General features: G+C 62.7%; 12 protein-coding genes. 8 read left to right on the top strand and 4 right to left on the bottom strand.

The features are described from left to right. Positions 1-32 precede the first annotated feature (32 nt). Positions 33-338 (top strand): hypothetical protein, encoded by a 306-nt coding sequence (locus tag GTW23_RS12570; protein WP_252916011.1) that lies wholly within the window; start codon positions 33-35, stop codon positions 336-338. A gap of 415 nt (positions 339-753) precedes the next feature. Here the strand turns inward: GTW23_RS12570 and bcsN are convergent, their stop codons facing one another. Genes bcsN through bcsA form a run of 4 tightly spaced genes read right to left on the bottom strand, consistent with a single transcriptional unit; the run spans position 754 to position 8,445 of the window. Beyond that, positions 754-1,713 carry a cellulose biosynthesis protein BcsN gene (gene bcsN, locus GTW23_RS12565; protein WP_152010864.1) on the bottom strand — a complete coding sequence of 320 codons (960 nt, stop codon included), beginning with the start codon at positions 1,711-1,713 and terminating at the stop codon, positions 754-756. Between the two features lie 6 nt (positions 1,714-1,719). Further along, on the bottom strand, positions 1,720-3,837 hold the full coding sequence (locus GTW23_RS12560; protein ID WP_152010865.1) for a hypothetical protein: 2,118 nt from the start codon (positions 3,835-3,837) through the stop codon (positions 1,720-1,722). Continuing rightward, a complete protein-coding gene (locus tag GTW23_RS12555; protein ID WP_152010866.1) occupies positions 3,834-6,197 on the bottom strand; it encodes a cellulose biosynthesis cyclic di-GMP-binding regulatory protein BcsB in 2,364 nt (787 codons plus the stop codon). Before GTW23_RS12555 ends, GTW23_RS12560 begins: the two co-directional genes overlap by 4 nt. Then, positions 6,190-8,445 (bottom strand): UDP-forming cellulose synthase catalytic subunit, encoded by a 2,256-nt coding sequence (bcsA, locus tag GTW23_RS12550; protein ID WP_252916010.1) that lies wholly within the window; start codon positions 8,443-8,445, stop codon positions 6,190-6,192. Before bcsA ends, GTW23_RS12555 begins: the two co-directional genes overlap by 8 nt. 665 nt (positions 8,446-9,110) lie before the next feature. Between bcsA and GTW23_RS12545 the strand changes: the two genes are divergently transcribed. From GTW23_RS12545 to GTW23_RS12515, 7 genes are all read left to right on the top strand, one after another. Further along, positions 9,111-10,025 (top strand): LysR family transcriptional regulator, encoded by a 915-nt coding sequence (locus tag GTW23_RS12545; RefSeq protein WP_252916009.1) that lies wholly within the window; start codon positions 9,111-9,113, stop codon positions 10,023-10,025. Between the two features lie 93 nt (positions 10,026-10,118). Next, on the top strand, positions 10,119-11,783 hold the full coding sequence (locus GTW23_RS12540; protein ID WP_252916008.1) for a sulfatase-like hydrolase/transferase: 1,665 nt from the start codon (positions 10,119-10,121) through the stop codon (positions 11,781-11,783). Then, on the top strand, positions 11,776-13,866 hold the full coding sequence (locus GTW23_RS12535) for a TRAP transporter permease (RefSeq protein ID WP_252916007.1): 2,091 nt from the start codon (positions 11,776-11,778) through the stop codon (positions 13,864-13,866). The genes GTW23_RS12540 and GTW23_RS12535 overlap by 8 nt, the downstream gene beginning before the upstream one ends. Positions 13,867-13,898: 32 nt before the next feature. Further along, positions 13,899-14,870, top strand: a complete 972-nt coding sequence (locus GTW23_RS12530; protein ID WP_193217380.1) for a TAXI family TRAP transporter solute-binding subunit — start codon at positions 13,899-13,901, stop codon at positions 14,868-14,870. Positions 14,871-15,257: 387 nt separating this feature from the next. Further along, complete coding sequence (locus tag GTW23_RS12525; RefSeq protein ID WP_152010871.1) at positions 15,258-16,010, top strand: helix-turn-helix transcriptional regulator; 753 nt, start codon at positions 15,258-15,260, stop codon at positions 16,008-16,010. A 96-nt stretch (positions 16,011-16,106) separates the two neighbouring features. Continuing rightward, positions 16,107-17,213 carry an ABC transporter ATP-binding protein gene (locus GTW23_RS12520; protein ID WP_252916006.1) on the top strand — a complete coding sequence of 369 codons (1,107 nt, stop codon included), beginning with the start codon at positions 16,107-16,109 and terminating at the stop codon, positions 17,211-17,213. Then, complete coding sequence (locus tag GTW23_RS12515; protein ID WP_252916005.1) at positions 17,210-18,148, top strand: ABC transporter permease; 939 nt, start codon at positions 17,210-17,212, stop codon at positions 18,146-18,148. Before GTW23_RS12520 ends, GTW23_RS12515 begins: the two co-directional genes overlap by 4 nt. The last annotated feature ends 23 nt before the right edge of the window (positions 18,149-18,171 follow it).

Raw genomic sequence — 18,171 nt, 5'->3', positions numbered from 1 at the left:
CCTGTTGTACGAATTAACGAAAGGGAAACATCATGAAAAAGCTCATCGCAGCAACCGCACTCACCGCCATTTTTGCCACCGGCGCATTCGCCGAGGGCGTTCAGCAGTACAATCGTTCGGCCATGGAAACCATGGCTGGTGGCGACACCGCCGTCGTCGACATCATGATGGATGCCGAAGGCAACGACCGCGAAGATGCAGACTTCCAGGCACGCTGGGACGGTGCAACTCCCGAGCAGCAGGCAGCTCTGAAGGACACCTGCGCACGCGGCATCGAAGAAAAGGTCGAGTTTTCGGAAGTCGGCGCCGCTCGCTGCAAGATCGTCACGACCAACTAAGGTTTACACCTTGACCAATTCGCCGGCCGGATCCTCCCCCGGCCAGCAGCAGCCAGCTGGATGTCTCATCCAGCTGGCTTTTTTGTGATTTCACCGTGACGCAAACCCCGGCAAGGACTTTCAGTGCCGATCGCTGAAAAATGGGTGACTTGCAGGAAGACTGCGCGCACATCGAAGACAGTATCCTGCCCGGCCGGGGAGAAGCGGCGGAGTAACGACTGTTTGTCGAAGTTGCCACTAAAGCGGCCAAGGCCGCCGGGAACGATCCGAGCCGCCCCACGCGATGATGCGGTGCGCCCGCGCACTCGCCACCTTCGGCAAGGTCCAGCTGCCATTCGAGACCTTGCTCAAACCCGTCATCGGCTTTCCTTTGCAGGAAGGCCGCATGTCGGCTCCCGAAACAACAAGAGCCCGACTACCTGCCGAGACCGGCCGGCAATGGAACAAGCGGGGCGCTTGACCGGGTAATGGTCGTTGCGCCGCTCTTGGCGACAAGAACAGGTTTCGTCGCTTGCGCCGCGCTGTAACCGGCGAGTTCCGCGGGCATCATCACCCGCGGCGTACCGGACACGGGACCCGCGCTTTCCGGTGGTGCCTTTTCGGAAGATGCACGCCTAACGCCCGTCTTGGCCGAGGTGCCGGCGGTCTTGATCACCTTCGCGGGCTCGGCTGTCGACATGTCGTATCCTCGCCGTCCGGTCACGCCAGACCCTTCGGCAAAGCGCAGCATTTCGATGGTGCCGGCCGAGATTTCGCGAAGCCGAAGGCCGCTCATCAGGGCGACAAGCGCCGCTTCGTTCATTTCCGGGTGGCAATAGCGCAGCCTCACTCTGGCCGCATAGCGGGACCCGGTCAAAAGACCAAAGCCCTTGCCCTTGCGTGTTTCACCGGAGATGTCGGCAGCGTTCTGCCAGGCGAAGATGCAGGATCCGCCAGCGGCCGCAGGACCGGACGCATAGCCGAACGGGCCGATCGAATTGCGGCCGATCGACGGCGAAATCTGCAGTCTCGCACCCGGAAGAGCTGTCCGGATCTCATTGATGATCTCGCGCTGTGTCGGGGCCCTGGTGTAGGACTTTGCGGACGAAGCAGGGGCGATGGACACCGTCAGTTCGTTCTCGCCGGCGAGATATCCCGCATTCGAATAGAGGATGCTCTGGTCGATCTGATCGGGCCTGGAGGATTGCCGCACGGCTTCCACGCGGCCCGCAACCGGCGGCAGATAGGCGGCGGCATAATCCGGCGAAACATCGGCGATCAGCGGCGGGCCGACGGGCTTTATCGAACCGGTGTAAAGAACGGCGGGGTCATCCCCGGTGGCGCATCCTGATACGGAAAACGCCAAGGCCATCATGGCCATGAAACGCGGCATCATTGGGGTTCAATTCCCTTCCCTGGTATTGATCATCTCGATTGCGGCCAGCGCGGCGGTATCGCGAATAACCATGTTGAGCTGACGGAAAATGGCCTTGGCCCGGTCCGAGCGACCGAGATGGTAGTAGGCCCAGGCACGCATCTGCATGAGATCCCGGGATTCGGCCACGAGCGCGGCGCGCGCATCGAGTGCGGCCAACGCGCTCTCGAACTGCTGCTGTTCGAAGGCGGAGCGGGCCCGCTGCATGTAGATCTCGACGCGAAGCTCGCGTTCGCGCGCCTGCGACAGCGGCCAGGCCGTAATCAGCGCCTCTGCCTCGTCAGTCAGCCTTGCACCGAGCAGGGAAAGCCCGGCACCATAGACCGCATCGGAACGCTGCTGTCCCGTGCCGCTCATGGCGACTTCGAAGGATGATCGCGCATCGTTGAACCGCTTGAGGCCAAGTTCGCACCAGCCGCGGATCAGGGCGACGGCGGGTTTTTGCGCAGATGCGCCGAGCCTGTCGATTTCCCGCAGGCAGGCAGGATAGTTTTTCGCTTCGAAATGCCGGACATAGCTTGTCTTGACGCCGCGCGCCGGTTCGGCGACCGAAGCAGCGTCCTTCCGGTCAGGCGTGGGTGCCGCGGCGATTTCCGGCCAGATATCCGGATAGAGCCCGCCATGTTCGGCCTTGAGGGCCGCATAGTCCTTTTTCCGGCCCTGCCGCAGCATCGTCAGGGCCAGGCCCTTGAGCCGGTCGGCCGTAGCCTCCCAGACATAGGACTGGCGGAACCAGGCCTCGGCTGCCTCGAACTGCCGGGAATTGTAGGCATACCAGCCAAGGATCTCGGCATGATCGGCCGCGCCTGTCTCCAGAATGGCGGTCGAATAGGCCAGCACGGCATCCTCGCTGACAATGGCCTGCCCCGGCTTGCCAAAGCGCGGAGACAGAACGTTGAGAAGGAACGCCGGATCGTCCGAGAGGACATCGAGATGGAGGCTGGCAAATTCGAAAGCCTGCTTGTCCTTCGCCTGCCTGGCGAGGCTCAGATACATGCCCTTGGCATTTTCCGGATCGGGCGCAATCTCCATCGCGGCGGTGAACCATTCCTCCGCCGCCTCCGGGTTTTCCAGCTTGAGATCGTGCCAACCGAGCAGCGACAGGTCTTCCGGCTTGCGGGACGTCCTGGCCTCCAGGGCCAGCAGGCCCACCGTCTCAACTGCCACAGGAGCCGCATCCTTCGAAGCGTTGAAATCCGCGACATCCTTTCGAGCCAGGTCAAGCCGCAGCGCGGATGGAAGGAAGGCCCCGTTCTCCTGCGGCCAGAGGCCTGCCGCCAGAACGCGGATTTCGGAGGCAGGAAAATCCCGCAATGCCTTCTGCAGGGTGACGACGAGATGCTCGTCGGAGAGCCGGTTCTTGCCCTGGCGATCGAGAAGGCCGCGCAACATGCGTGCCAACCCCTGCCTGTTTCCCGAAGCGGAAAGCGCGTCGATGCCCGTCCAGACGAGGTCCACGTCGGTTTCGGTTTCCGGGTCGATGCCGGCAGCGATATCGGCCACCGCCAGCCAGTCGCCCGCCTGGGCGAGCTCCGTCATGCGCACACGCAGCTTCTTGCGCGCCAGCTTGGTGGCAAAGTCCTGCGTCGGCTCCCAGGCTTGGTCGGCAGCCTTTCGGCGGATGATCTCGGCATCGATACCGGTGAAGTCATCGGCTGCGAACAGATCCCAGAGGCTGGTCTCGTCCGGAACGATCCGGTCGGCGGCGATGTAGAGATCCTGAGGTGGCACAAAGCCGGGATGCAGCGCTCGCAGACGCGCGAGCTCGGCCTCGACCCGGCCGGTCTGGCGTTGCTTTGCATAGTAGTAGAGGGCCGCGGTCTGCACCGGATCAAGCTGCGGGACCTCGGCGGTGGCAGGTTGTGCGGGGGCAGTGCCGGCGCCGGATTGCGAAACCTGCCGGCTGGCTGGCTCCGCCGGGAACGGCGGACGGGCGGCTTCGAACAGCAGGCCGCTGGCGTCGCCGGCAAGGCCGGAAAGAGAACCGCCAAGCAGGATTGCCATTGCCAGGCTGATTGAAAGGCCACGTGCGGGCCGGGGCCGTGATACTCCGGACTGCGTCATCTGACGGTCAAGCTTTCTCATTTGTCGGTCCTCACGCCGGCGCCCGGCACTGCCCGGCCGAGCCAGACGGCAAAGACCGCCATCAGGCCGATGACCAGCGCCACATAGATGCGGAAGTGGTCGGAAAACCAGGCCGCAGCAATACGGCGCAGATTGCCGGGACCGTAGTCGCTGATGTCATGGGAAAAGTGGCCTTGCGGCCGAATGGTCCTGATCGACCCTGTGTCCAGATCGAGAATGACCCTCTCGCCTTCCACCCGGTTCCAGACGGCGGGATCGGCGAGCATCTGCGATGCTGCGACCACATCCGACGAGGTGTCCGCGGTGAGCCAGGTGACCACGCCGGTGCCGGAGACACCGGGGCGCTGCCACAGCTCGGCCTTGCGGCGGGCCTCCTGCAGCGGCGCGGAATCGGAGGGGCGCTCGTAATTGAGCCACTGCCTGAACGAGCGGTAGGCATCATTTATGCCGGAGGTGAAGCTACGCACCGGAGATCCGGCGTCGCCGAGATCACGGGTTTTCTGGTGGAAGGCAGCAAGCAACGCCGCCGGGTCGGTCGTCATCGCCAGCGGAATGGCAGCACCTGGCAGATTGATCGACGAGGTCACGATCGGATCGGCGAAGTCGCTGGCCTGTGCAAAATCGATGACCTGCGCCGTTGTCTCTCCCGGTGCGGCGCCATTTTGCGACAGGTGCTCGATCTCGCGCCTGGGTGCGATGACGATGGCGTTCCCGGTGTCAGACGCCGGTGGACCGAAGGCAATCCGGGTGATGACCGGAGCCCGCGCCGCCAGACCCACCTTGGCAATCATGGTCATGGCTGCGGAGATCGACCGGGAGTCCGGTTTGAGCACATGGACGTCAACACCGGACGGGCCGGCATAGGGGTAGGCGGCACCGGCCATGGCGGCAAGTTCGGGAGACCGGGCCACACGGGCCAGCGCCGGAACCCTGATTTCGGTTGTATCGAGCAGGATGAAGCGGGGAACCGAGTCGTCCCTTTCGGCAAACAGACAGCGGTCGTCGGCCGCGCGCTCGAGCTCGGCCAGCAGTTCGATCTGGTTGCGGCCGGGGCGGAAGGCGCGCAATGGCAATTCCAGCTTGCGGCCGGAAAACACCTCGCCACCGGTGTCGCGCATCGGCAGGCTCTTGACGATGTGGCCATTGACCCGGACGAGCAATTGCGAGGTGGGCTTGAGCCCCGGCGATGTTGCGGCCTGCAGCGCCAGATCCATGGTGGCATAGTCCGCGGGGTAGAAATCGGCGGGTAGCACCATGTCAAAGCGCGTGTGGAACAGCCTGCCGCTGAAGGGTGTTGCGACGTAGCCCGCATCGGCAAGCGTGTAGACGCTTGATTCACCGGCGCGAATCTCGCCCTTGCGGCCGGCGCGAATGCCGCTGTCGAGCACCGGCTGGAGCGGTCCCTGGACGGCGCTGAGCAGCAAGCCCGGGATCTCGCCGGCCGAGGCGGCGCGCAGAACGACCCGGGCGCGCCCCGGAGCGGCAGCTTGCGACACCGAAAGGCCATAAGGTTCGTTGCCGCGAGTATCATCGAGCGAAGCCGGATCCTCGTCCACGGCGACGATCAGGTCGATGCCCGGACCATGACCTGGGCTACGGGCAACCGTGACCGAGAGATCATCACGGTTGAGGGCCAACGCCAGGGTCTGGAGTATCGGCGCCGCGCGGTTGAGCGCATCAGCACCCGCACCTTCGGGCAGGATCAGCCGCAAGTCGGTCAATCCGTTGTCATTGCGGCCGATACCGCGCAGCGCAGCAAAATCATCTGGCCTGACCGGCGATCTGGCGAGAAAACCGGAGAGGTTGCGATCGATCTCGGTCCACAATTCATAGGTCGCCTCCATCGAGCAATCGACCCGGTGATGCTGAACGGCCCGCAAACGGACCTCGTTCACCCCGACACGCAGAAGTGCGGGTGAAACCCGGATGGTCTGTTTCTCGAAACCCGATGGCGAGCGGATTGGAAACTCGCCGGCAGACGATCCGTTGATCATGACGGCGACCATCGATGCTTCCGGCATGACCGAGACAGCGTTGCGGTAGGCGATGACCAGATCTCCGCCCGCGGCAATGCTATCGGCATCGAGCACGAAGGTGAGATCGACGACGTCGTTTTCGCCTTCCAGCATCAGCGCCGAACCCGGCTGCTCGAATGAAACCAGGTTGGCGTTCTCACGGGGTGTCGAGCTGATGGCGGTTATCGGCCGGGTCGACAGGATGGTGCTTTCCCCAAGGCCGCGCAGCGACACCACCGGGCTTGCGGAGGGCGTCTCCGACAACAGGCTTTGTGCATTTGCCATGGGAAGGGCATGGCCACTCAGGAGCATTGCCGCGGCTGCGGAGAAAATCAGGTTACGCATGGGATCTTACTCCGCCGACCGGGGCCGTCACTGCCGGCGTTCTGGCCGGGATCTGGGCATTGTTGGGCTTGACCACGATCGGTGCATCGGCGTGGGAAACGATCTTGCCGGAACGGCCGAAACCGAACAGATAGGCGGTCGCCCGGAATGATTCGACGACGCTCCAACGGGCAAAGCGCAAGGTCCCGCGCACGATGTCGAGGCGTACCTGGCGGCGGGAGATACGCTCCTGCAGCACGGCCTGGTCGGAATACATGATCTCGGCGATGGCCATGAAGGTCTCCGGCCGTCGCTGCGGATAGGCAAAACCGAACAGGTTGGTGCCGTCGCACTGCCTGACCGAGCGGATGGCGACCGGAAACGAGACAGCGCGGCCACCGCGGCGGACTTCAATTTCGCCCGACCAGTCCGAATCCGGATCAATATCGGGTTCGTGCTCGGGAAACAGTACCGAGACCCCGCCGCTCGATGCGTCGACCAGGATGACAGTCCAGGTGCGCTGTCCCTGGCGCAACAATCCATGGCGGCGGATCGGAAGGCGCTGGTTGCGGCGCAGTTCCCGCCTTTCCGCCACCACACCCAATCCTGCCCCGGCGACGCCGAGATTGATCAGATTCCAGATCGCGACGATCATCAGCAGATCCGACGCGACCGGTTCGGTCGCAAGCCGCCAGACCGAGTAGACCGCAGCCGCCAACAGCACGAAGAAGATGACGAAATAGGGAACGGCGATCGGCGAGAGACCGTTCGAATCCAGTGTCTGGCCCTTTGCCGTGACGTTGAAGGTCGGCTTGCGCGGATTGCGGACGACGCTGACGATGGAGCCGACCAGCATGACCGACTGGATATACTCGTAGAGTTCTGACACCCAGGGCCAGCGGACCTTGCCATAAAGATAGCTCTGCATGGCGAAGGACGCGATCAGGTAGGTCAGTGCATAGACACCGAATTCCTGGATGTTGGCCTGATAAATCTCCAGCGAGAAGAAGATGTAGAGCAGCGGCGAGAGCATGAAGGCGAGCCGCGACAGGGGAAACAGCCAGAACAGGTTGATGCCCGCGTAGCAGATGCGCTGCCCCATGGTGAGACCCTTGGCCAGGAACGGCCGGTTCAAAATGAAGATCTGCAGCATGCCCTGGCACCAGCGGGCGCGCTGGCCGATGAAGGCGACGAAGGTTTCGGGCTGCAGGCCGGCAATCAGCGGCTTGTCGACATAGATAGAGTGCCAGCCCCTGGCGTGCAGGCTGAGCGCCGTCTCGCAATCCTCGGTGATCGACTGACCGGAAAAGCCGCCAACCGTATCAAGCGCCTTGCGTCTGAGCACCGCCGCCGATCCGCAGAAGAAGGAAGCGTTCCACTTGTCGAGGCCTCGCTGAAGCACCGAGTAGAACATCTCGTTCTCCGACGGCATCGCGTGGAAGGTCCTGAGGTTCTTTTCCAGCGGATCGGGATTGAGGAAATAGTGTGGTGTCTGCACCAGGAACAGTTTGGCGTCTTCCTTGAAGAAGCTCACGGTTTCCTTGAGGAATTCGCGCACCGGCGCATGGTCGGCATCGAAGACGACGACCAGTTCGGCCTTCGAGACCCGCAGGCCGTCATTGAGGTTGCCGGCCTTGGCATGATCGTTCTTCTTACGGGCGTGGTAGTGCACACCCATCGACTTGCACAGCGCCTTGAGCTGCTCGTGGCGCCGCGTGGCGGCAAGCGCAACCACGGGATCCTTGTGCGTGCGTTTTGCCTCGGTGCCGCCATCGTCGAGCAGCCAGACCGAGAGCTTTTCGCGCGGATAGATCATCGACTTGGCGGCGGCCAGCGTGGCTGCCAGCAGTTCCGGATCTTCATTGTAGGTCGGGATGAACACATCCACGGTCGGAAGCTCTTCGAGTGACCGGACCTTCGGCGCGACGCGCTTGAGCGGATCGGCAAGCATGAAGAAGCTGATTGCCAGCATCACCAGGCAGTACATCTCGGCGATGTAGAGCAGCAGGCCCGGAATGAAGTTCAACGGCTCAGAGAACGCCGGCAAGGTCTCGGTGGTGCGCCAGAAAGCATAGCGCAGCGCGAGAACACCGCAGAAAATGAACGTGATCAGACGGAAGACAGCGTTGTCCTGGCGGGTCATGCCGAAGAACATCACACCGAGAGCCGCAAGACTCAAAACCAGCTGTGCCTGAAGACTGAGTGGCAACCACAACAGGGTCAGCCCGAGAAAGCCGGCAAGCAGCGCCAGCCATTTAGTGCACATCATGTGCATGATTACCCCACATAAATTCCTTGACCCCGCGTCATGCGGAGGTGCCCCTTGAGCGTGGCGACACTAGGGAGCAAATCGTTCACAGATTGCTAAACAAAGTTTGCCAATCAGGATTTCAGAAGCCTTGGTTAACAAGCCCTTAACCCGGTCCAGGCGGCCATTTCGAGCGTCCGGACCGGCATTGCCGGCGGGTGCGGGAAACACGGATAAACAGGTCCATAAGGCAGGAAAACGGCGGGGCCATCCTGTTTCAAGCCGCTGAAACAGCGCCCGCACATCGATATGTTTGCAGTTTCCACGACGACCGGGACAAGTCACTTAAGCATTCGTTAACCATAAATGCACATTATCCGGTGATACCGGAGCAGGTTCGCGGGCTCGCGCCCGACCGGAAGCTGCCGCCGTGTCTGCCGCCTTTGCGGAAAGGAATGTGCTTATGACGTTCTTGTTCTTGATGTTGTGCGCGTTTGCAGGGATCGCTGTCTGGCCGTCTCGACAGCAGGCGCCCAGACCCTGCCAGTATGATTGGGACCGGGCAATCTAGGGTTCCGCGAACCAACGGAGCTCCAGCCGATCCGGATGATCCCGCCCGCCGCCGGGGACAGCTTTCCGCTGCGCCAATGCAGGCCAGGCCGGGTGGGGCCAGGTTGGGGAAGCCCATGAAAGTCACGCATGTCGAAACCATCGTTGCGATCGCAGAGGCCGGCAGTCTCAGGGCCGCGGCACGCAGCCTGAGGAAATCCCAGCCGGCACTGACGAAAACACTCAAGCAGGCGGAAGAGGAACTGGGCGCCAAGATCTTCGCCCGGGCAGCGCGCGGGGTGGAGCCGACCGAAATCGGACGCAAGATCATTGCGCGAGCGCGGATGATCAGCTCCGAGTTCCGCAAGCTTGACGAGGATATCCGCCAGATCCAGGGGGACGGCTCGGGCAATCTGCATGTGATCGTGTCGCCGCTGGCGGCGGTCCGCATCGTGCCCAAGGTGATGGACCGCTTCCGCAAACAGTTCCCCAATGTGCATCTCCAGGTGGCCGGCGGGCATCCTCCCGGAGCCCTTGCAGTGTTGCGCTCGGGCGAGGCCGATCTTGTCATCGGTCCGGTGCCCGCCAGGGATGACCGGGCGGGGCTGAGCATTCGCAATCTGGTGAAAACGCCAGTGGTCGTCATCACCGGCAAGGGCTCACGCTATGCCAACGCCACCCGGCTTGAGCAACTCGTCGATGCGGAATGGATCATGGTTGGCGCGCGCAAGCGCAGTTTCGGTATCGCCGCCGACTTCCTGGCGGCGGGCCTGCCGGTGCCCGATCCGATCACGACTTCGGACTCGATCACCTCGCTGTTAGCCATGATCGAGGGAAGCGACCGGCTGTGTTCGTTTCCCGGGCTGATGCTCGAAGAGATCATCCCGCGCTGGGAGATCGTGGCGCTGCCGCTTGAAGACACGGTCGAGCCGGTGCAGATCGGGCTCATCACCCTGGCCGACCGGCCGCTGACACCCGCCGGTCAAGCCTTTGCAGATGCGGTGCTGAACCGCGCCCGCTATCTGGCACCCGCATCCAGCGATAACCAATAGCTATACCAATGAACTAATTTCGTTTCGAGGCTATCGGTCTGTTTGCTATGATCTTCCCGGCCCGGGCGCAGATCCGGGTGTCTGGGAGGACACATGAACATCCTGTTCATCATGTATGACCAGCTCCGGTTCGATTACCTGAGCTGCGCGGGTCACCCGCATCTTCACACGCCGAATTTTGACCGGCTGGCCGAAATGGGCGTGCGCTTCAGCGAAGCCTATGTGCAATCGCCGATCTGCGGCGCGAGCCGGATGAGTTTCTACACCGGGCGCTACGCCTCCTCGCATGGGGCTCAATGGAACGGCTTTCCACTCCGGGTTGGCGAGGTGACGCTGGGCGATCATCTGCGCAAGCTCGGCATGGACTCCTGGCTGCTCGGCAAGACCCACATGAAGGTCGATGCGGAAGGCATGACGCGGCTTGGCCTGAGTCCGGACACGGTGATCGGCGCGCGGCAGTCGGAATGCGGCTTCGACGCCTTTATCCGCGATGACGGGTTGTGGGGCGCGGGGCCGGACGGGTTTTATGATTCCAAGCGCTCGCCCTACAATGAATACCTCAAATCCAAGGGCTATGACGGCGACAACCCCTGGGCGGACTATGCCAATGCGGGGGTCGACGCGGACGGCAACATGGCCAGCGGCTGGATGTTCATGAATGCCGACAAGCAGGCCAACATCCGCGAGGAAGACAGCGAAACCCCGTGGCTGACTTCCGAGACCATCCGTTTCCTTGACCAGGCGGAAGGCAACTGGCTGGCGCATGTGAGCTTCATCAAGCCGCACTGGCCCTATATCGTGCCGGCGCCCTATCATGACATGTTCGGCCCCAACAGTGTTCCAGCCGCACGCCGTCACGCGACGGAGCGGACCGATCCGCACCCGGTCTATGGCGCGTTCATGAACAACAAGATCGCTCAGGCCTTCCAGCGCGACGAGGTCCGCGAGAAGGTGATCCCGGCCTATATGGGCCTGATCAAGCAATGCGACGACCAGCTTGGCCGGCTGCTCGATCACCTGGAAGCAACCGGGCGGATGGAGGACACCATGATTGTGGTGACCTCCGACCATGGCGACTATCTCGGCGATCACTGGCTTGGCGAGAAGGACCTGTTTCACGAGCCATCGGTGAAAATCCCGCTGATCATCTATGATCCGCGCCGCGAGGCCGACGCAACCCGCGGCACCACCTGCGACGCGCTGGTCGAGAGCATCGACCTTGCGGCCACGTTCGTCGAAGCGGGGGGCGGCAAGGTGCCCGGGCACATCATCGAAGGCCGTTCGCTGATGCCCTGGCTCAATGGCGAAACGCCCGATGAGTGGCGGGATTTCGTGATCAGCGAATACGACTACTCGGTCACGCCGATGCGGATCGCGCTGGGCGTCAGCGCCGACGACGCGCGGCTGTTCATGGTCTATGACGGGCGCCACAAGCTCATTCATGCGGAAGGCGGGTTCCGCCCGATGCTGTTTGATACCCTGACCGATCCGGACGAATTCCACGATCTCGGCGGGCAGCCGGGGCACGAGGAAGTGCTTGCGGAACTCTACGAAAAGCTGTCGCGCTGGGGCCGGCGCAACGCCCAGCGAGTCACGCGCTCAGACGACGACATCGAGGCGATGCGCGGCGCCTCGGCGCGCAAGGGCATCCTGCCGTTCCTGGTGGACGGCTCGGAGGTGCCGGAGGAGCTGACAGTCAAGTACCGCGGGCCGGCACGGCAGGTCCATTTGCAGACGGAGCAGGATGGCCATGACTGAACATCTGCCGCCAGATCGCGCCGACAAACGGATTGCCGATCTGGTGGCGGTGGCGTTCGCGCTGATCATCGTGCTCTATGCAGCATCAGGGCCGCTGAGCGAATTCGTCCGCTGGGTGATTGCAAACGCCACAGACGGCTTTGACGAGATGTCGCGGCGCGACCAGCGGCTGGTTTTGCGGGAGCACTGGCTTGGTGCGGCACACCGCAGTTTCGAGCAGGGCTTCCTGCTGCCGACCGGACTGATCATCGGTCTGCCGATCACCCTCTCCTTCGTGGTCTCGGCGCTCACCCTGCACAAGAGTCCCGGCCTGCGCCGCGTCAACTGGGGGATGGCAGTGCTTTCGGTTGCGGTCTTCGCGGCGTGGATCGCCAAGATCTTTGTCTCCGATGCAGGCATGGTGCCATCGGTCTCAGGGGTGGATTACGTCGCCTTTTTGCTGGCCATGGTGCTGACGCTCTACCTCACCTACCGGATGTATGGCGGCTTCATCGTCGGTTTTTCGATCTTCTGGATCGTCTATTTCTTCGCCCGTGGCTGGCTGCCGGAATGGGCCGGCATCCTGGCGGGATCGGAAGCGACGATCGCGCAGAACCTGCGCACGATGGTGCTCAATTTCTGGGCCCAGACCGGCGGCATGTTCGGGCAGCCGGTTCAGGTGGTCACCGGCAATGTGCTGATCTTCATTGTCTTCGGCGCCATCCTGATGGGATCGGGCGCGGGTGACCTGTTGATGAAGATCGCCAACCGGCTGACCGGCGGGCTGACCGGCGGTGCCGCGCATGCGGCGGTTGCCAGTTCGGCACTGTTCGGCACGCTTTCGGGTGCAGCGATCTCCAACGTGGTCTCGACCGGGGTAATGACCATACCGGTGATCAAGAAATCGGGATTCAAGCCGGCATTCTCCGGTGCGGTCGAGGCTGCCGCCTCCACCGGCGGGCAGATCATGCCACCGGTCATGGGCGTGGTGGCGTTCTTCGTTGCCGGCCAGATCGGGCTCGAGTACCGCTACATCGTGGTCGCGGCGGTGATACCGGCGATCTTCTATTATCTGGGGACATTCCTGGCCGTCTATTTCGAGGCCCGCCGGCTCGGCATCGGGGCGCTGCCCGACGATGCCCGGCCGCAGCTGACCCGCGGCGAATGGGTCCAGACCCTGGTCTTCCTGGTCCCGCTCGGCGTGCTTTCCTACTTCCTTTTCGTCCAGCCTTCCGTGCCGAAGGCCGGGTTTTACGGACTTGTCGCGGCACTGTGCTCAACGCTTGCCCTGTTTCCCGATTTCCGCTCCCGCGAAAAAGTCTGGGGCGCCTTCGTCCAGGCTGGTCGCATGGCCGCTTCCATCGTCGTCATCGTGACGGCGATCGGTCTGATCGTCGGCCTGATCCAGACCTCCGGATTCGCCGGGCGGCTGTCGCTGCTGCTGGCGCAGGTGGCGGACGGACCGCTGTTCATGGTGTTGCTGATCGTCGCTTTCGGTGCGATCGTTCTCGGCATGGGGCTGCCGCCCGGGGCCACCTATTTCATCATCGTCATCGCCCTGAGTTCGGGCATCGACACGGTCGGCATCGCGCCGCTGACGCTGCATCTGTTCGTGGTCTTCTTCGCGATGATGTCGACGGTGACGCCGCCGGTTGCGCTCGCCGCCTTCGCGGCAGCACCTATTGCCGGGGCAGACCCGGTTCGCACAGGGTTCGAAGCCGCCAAGATCGCGCTTGCGGGCTTCCTCATTCCCTTTGTCTTCGTCTACCACCCGGCCGTACTCTACAAGCTCCAGGTGGTTTTCGAATGGTTCGGAGAAGGCGCTGCGGGTTCCCGCGCGATGATCGATATCGCAACGGTGAGCTGGGCCGATCTCGGCTGGATCATCATCGCCTTCACCCTGGCGATGTGGATGATCGCCTCGGCGCTGGCGGGATTTGACCGCGCCAGGCTGTCCGCGACCGAGCGCCTGGCGCGGGTCGCGCTGGGACTGGCCTGCCTATGGCCGCAGATGATCATTGCAGGACCGGCAGCGCTTGCAGGCCTTGCGCTGATCATCAGGGAACGCGCGGCGCAACGGAAAACCGTCGAGGCCATGACCTGACGGAGCAAGAATCAACACACGGAGGAAGAGAGATGAAACAGCAGACACTGGCGGCAACCGCCGCACTCATGATCGGCCTGGGAAGCGCTCAGGCCGAAACCCTGAAGATGGCGACAATCGAGCCGAGCCTGGGCCAGGCGATCACCATGGCGACCTTCGCCAACCTTGTGACCGACGCGCTCGGCGACATCGAAATCGAAGTCGCCGGCGGCGGCGCGGCAACGGTGCACATGCTCGAAGTCGGCCGCGGCAATCTCGACATGTCGATGGTCTCTCCGACCATCTACCGGCTGATGCAGAACGGCAAGGCGATGTACGCCAAGGAGCCCGAGGCACCGGAGCTGTCAAAGAACGTGCAGTTGCTGATGTGGTTCCCTTACGGCCAATATCACTACACGGTGCGCGCCGGCAGCGATATCGAGACGCTGGACGACATCGAAGGCGCCAGCGTGTTTCTCGGCCCTGCCGGCGGCGGTGCCTACAACACCGCCAAGGCATGGATCGAAGCAACCACCGGGCTTGTCGCCGGCGAGGACTATGAGGCCATCACCGCCAACTGGGCGACCGGATACCAGTCCTTCCAGGACGGAAAGATCGACATGTATGTCAATGGCTGCATCGATCCGTGCCAGCAGTTCATCCAGTTCACCGAGACCGAGGATGTCCGCTTCATCGGACCCGAGGACCATTCGGGTGAAGCCGTCACCAAGTTTCTCGGTTCGGACCGGACGCTCGCCGAAGTGCCGGCTGGCATGTACAAGGGCCAGAAAAACGAGAGCCCGGTGATGTCTCACGATACAGCCGTCGGCATCGGCGTACGGGCCGATCTCGACGAGGAGACCGTCTACCAGATCACCAAGGCGTTCTGGGACAATATCGGCAACATCACCTCGGAAGCTCCCTGGGCCAAGGCTTTGAGCATCGACTACGCGGTCAAGCCGCTGGGCGACATGCAGATCCATCCGGGTGCGGCGCGCTACTACCGCGAAGCAGGCAAACTCTGAGACACCAGGGGCCCGCCATCCCGGCGGGTCCCTTGCCACCCTGAAGCCAGGGCCAAGCTTGACGCCTGCACGCCGCTGCTTGGCGCGCAGCCCGTTCCTCAAGCGCTAATGACCACGATCGCACCGTAACCACGCGATGTGCCAACGGTCGCTCCGCAGAATATGCTGGCACCCGGCCTTGCGATTTGCCACCATGAGCCCTGGTTCGGGCATGCCGGGCGGGGTTTGTCAGCCGCGGCACGACCGGCCCAGGACTGCAGGTTGCCGGTCGCAACCTGCCAAACAGGATGACGATCCCGGGAATGGAACATTGAGCAATTGAGCGACGCCCCCCCTCCCACGACACATGTTGTCCCACCAGTTGTTTCAGGCGCACCGCAAACGCACATGGCGCGCGCCATAGCCGCCATCAACACCGCTGATTTCTTTCCCGCGATCCTTGATTACATGCGATCGGTCGTGCCGTTCAGCGGCGCCTTCATCACCCGTCTGCACAGGCAGCGGACGCCTGATCATATCTATGACAATGTCAGGGCCGAGCGTCACCGCGATGTCGTCGACCAGTATCTTGACACCGCCTATCTTCTCGACCCCGTCTACGACATCTTCCTGTCCGGCCGGAACCATGGCGCGATGCGGTTGCGGGACGTGGCGCCGGACCAGTTCATGCGGTCGACCTATTACCGCCGCTATTACCGGAACATCGCCCTCAGGGACGAGATGGCAATCCTGGTACCGCAGGGCGAGGCGGCAATCTTCTTCTCGCTCGGACGGCTTGGCAAGGAACCGCGATTCAGTGTCCGGGCCGTGCAAGCGTTTCGAATGGAGCTGGATGTCATAGCCGCTCTCACCGGCAAGCATTTCGAGCGCGGCCACACCGGACCGGTCGATGCAGGGCCTCAGCCCGCGGACCGCACGCTGACCGCGGCGCTCGATGCGTTTGGCGAAGGCATCCTCACAGCCCGCGAACGCGAGGTGGCAACGCTCATTCTCAAGGGCCATTCCTCGGCATCAGTGTCAACGGTGGCGGGCATAACCGTGGGCACGGTGAAGATCCACCGGAAGAACATCTACCGGAAACTGTCCATCTCCTCGCAATCCGAACTGCTGTCGAATTTCCTGCGCTCGGTACTCGACTGACCAGCCTATCCCCTTCGGGGTATTTACCCCCTCGAGCCGGGCTCCTAGCCTTTGGGCATGGAAAGTGAGCCAGATCGGCGGGGGCAGATTTATCGGATGACCGGAACAGAAATCGCCAAAGAGCGGAAGGCGGCGGTGTCGGTAAGGGCGCTGTCGAAGACCTTCGGACAGGGAGACTACGCGGTCACCGCGCTCGACAGCGTGGAGCTCGACATTCTCGAAAACGAGTTCTTCACGCTGCTTGGCCCGTCCGGATGCGGAAAAACGACGCTGCTCAGGCTGATCGCAGGGTTCGAGCTGCCGACAGAAGGATCGATCTCGCTGCAGGGCGAGGGCATTACCGACAAGCCTCCGCACCGGCGGCCGGTCAATACCGTTTTCCAGAGCTACGCGCTGTTTCCGCACATGACGGTGGCGGAAAACATCGGCTTCGGGCTGAGAATGCTCGGCAAGCCGACCGCGGAGATCAAGCAGACGACCGAGCGGATGCTGGCGCTGGTCCAGCTCGAGGCCATGGCCGGACGCCGTACGGACCAGCTTTCGGGCGGCCAGCAGCAGCGCGTGGCGCTGGCCCGGGCGCTGGCGCCGGCGCCAAAGGTGCTGCTGCTCGACGAGCCGCTGGCAGCACTCGATCTCAAGCTGCGCAAGAACATGCAGCTCGAACTGAAAAGCCTTCAGGCCGAGACCGGCATCACCTTCGTGTTCGTGACCCATGACCAGGAAGAGGCGCTGACCATGTCGGACCGGATCGCGGTGATGAAATCCGGCAAGATCCTGCAGATCGGCACGCCGCGCGATATCTATGACCGTCCGACGCATCGGTTCGTCGCCGATTTCATCGGCGACATCAACATTCTCGAAGGGACGGTCGAACGAACGGATGGCTACCTGGCGACGGTACGGCTTCGCGACGGGAGCATGGTCTCCGCGCATCTTGGAACAGCCTCGGCACGGTCCGGCAATGTCAGCGTGGCGATCCGGCCTGAAAATGTCCGGCTGGCAGGCGCGGGCGAGACGCCGACGCTCACCGGCGTTGTCGAGAACATCGTGTATTTCGGTGCGGCGACAAATCTCCACCTTCGGCTCGGAACCGGCGAGGAAATCGTCATCCGCAATCCGGGCGCGGTCGACGAGGGCAAATACCAGCCCGGCGCCACGATCGGCGCGATCATGCAGCCCGACCTGATCCGGGTGCTGGAATGAGCGACCGGCAACCTCCATCGGCGCTTGCCACCGCGATCGCAAACAACAGGCGTAGCGAACGCGCCACCCGGGCGTGGCTGCTTGCGCCGGCGCTGACAATCATCCTGGCGATCAGCATCCTGCCGCTTGGAATCACCATCGTTTATTCATTCCTGACGCCCGGCACCTATGGCGGCGTGACCTGGGAATTCAGCACCGACAGCTACGTGCAGTTCCTGTTCCAGCGTGACATTTTCGACGACACGCTGGTGTTCAATTCCGCCTATGTGTCGATCTTTCTCCGGTCGATCGGGCTTGCGCTGGGCGCCACCATCGGCGCGCTGATTCTCGGGTTTCCAACCGCCTATTTCATCGCCAGCAAGCCGCGGGAGCAACGCAACATCTGGCTGTTCCTGATCACGCTGCCGTTCTGGACCAACCTTCTGATCCGCACCTATGCCATGCTGCTGATCATCCGCGACGAGGGCATCATCAACATCATGCTGATGAAGGCCGGCATCATCTCGTCGCCGCTGACCATTCTCTACACCGACACCGCGGTGTTTATCGGCCTGATCTATTCGTTTCTGCCGTTCATGGTGCTGCCGATCTATGCGAGCCTCGAGAAGCTCGACTTCAGCCTGGTCGAAGCCGGCTACGATCTTTATGCAAACCGGCTGAAAGTGCTGTTCCACGTGATCGTTCCATTGGCCAAGCCCGGAATTGTCGCCGGCTGCATCCTGGTCTTCATCCCCGCTCTCGGCGCCTACATCACGCCCGAGCTTCTGGGGGGCGGCAAGAAACTGATGATCGGCAACATGATCGCCATGCAGTTCGGGGCATCACGCAACTGGCCGTTCGGGTCGGCTGCCGCGCTGATCCTGATGGCACTGGTGATTGTGGTTCTGCTGGTCAACGCGCTCGCCGCCAGAAGGGGAGCGTCAAACAATGGCTGACCCGACCACAGCAACGCCGGCAT

Origin of the sequence: Parahoeflea alexandrii (genome assembly GCF_024105735.1) — a bacterium.
Classification (GTDB): domain Bacteria; phylum Pseudomonadota; class Alphaproteobacteria; order Rhizobiales; family Rhizobiaceae; genus Hoeflea; species Hoeflea alexandrii.
The sequence above is the reverse complement of the archived record's forward strand: the minus strand, read 5'-3'. Positions and strand labels throughout refer to the sequence as shown.